Source organism: Fictibacillus arsenicus (assembly GCF_001999465.1).
Classification (GTDB): Bacteria; Bacillota; Bacilli; order Bacillales; family Fictibacillaceae; genus Fictibacillus; species Fictibacillus arsenicus.
In genome coordinates this window covers 1-953 of sequence record NZ_MQMF01000044.1, presented here as the reverse complement: position 1 = coordinate 953, position 953 = coordinate 1, and the positions used below count along the sequence as shown (strand labels likewise).

At 58.1% G+C, this 953-nt stretch carries 1 protein-coding gene; it reads left to right on the top strand.

Annotated features, from left to right (window positions below):
• Positions 1-554 precede the first annotated feature (554 nt).
• The coding region (locus tag UN64_RS21700; protein WP_216352814.1) for a hypothetical protein at positions 555-953 on the top strand (399 nt) is incomplete at its 3' end.

Here is a 953-nt window from a genome sequence, read left to right as displayed (position 1 = left end):
GGGTCAGGGGTGCGTTAGCGTGAGTCATGAGCGGGTCTCTTCTGGCAGGTGGGTTGTTGAGGAACTTCCATCCTGCGGGAGAGGCCCACTCGTCTCATCTCAGTCCGGCCCTCGTGCCAAGAACCTCATGACCCACAACAACAAGGTGGATGCGGCTATCTTGATGAAGGGCCTACGGGATGGATTCGACCATCTCGCCCCGGAAAGGAGTGTTTCGTGAGCACCATCCGCTTCTCAGACCTGAAGATGGCCCCCCAGCGCATCGATGTCACCGCTCATCACGCTGGCCGGGCCGAATCTATAGTGTTCGAATTCAGCGAACCCACTGAGACGACCTGCTCTCTGGTCGCCATCGCTCTCTCGGCCCTCTGTGGCCGCGCGTTCGAAGCGGTTTCATTCGACTTTCCGGTAAGTGAGGAAGCGACGAGGTACATTTCGGCGCTCACCCACTGCCCCGTCGAGTCAGACGGGACTGAACCACGCGAGGAACGAGAAGGTCCGGGTGCGTCCTGAACTTCAGCGGTGGATTCGACTCTCTCGCGGCGCGAGCCCTCATGCCGTCCAATACTCGCCTAGTATCGATGGACTTCGGCGGCAGATTCGCCAGAGAGCGTGAGTTTTTCGAGCGCTTCGACACACTTCGCGTGTCAACAAATGTTCTGAATTCCCCTTTGCGTCTAAACAGCTGGTCAATGATGGGGATGGGGGCTATCCTTGCGGCTCATAGCTTGAAGGCCAAATATATTAGCTTTGGAAGCATCATCGAGGCCAGCGTCGATTCACTCCGAGTCACTCCAGCCATCGTCAAAGCACAGACCTTTCCCCCTTTCGCCGCTGCTGGCTACCACAACGCACCATTCGCCCTGGGACTCTCGGAAGTCGGCACCGCCAAGGTTCTTCTCCAAGACGACGCAAGTCTGGCCGTCGACTCACTCTTATCGCTCGCAAGCCCC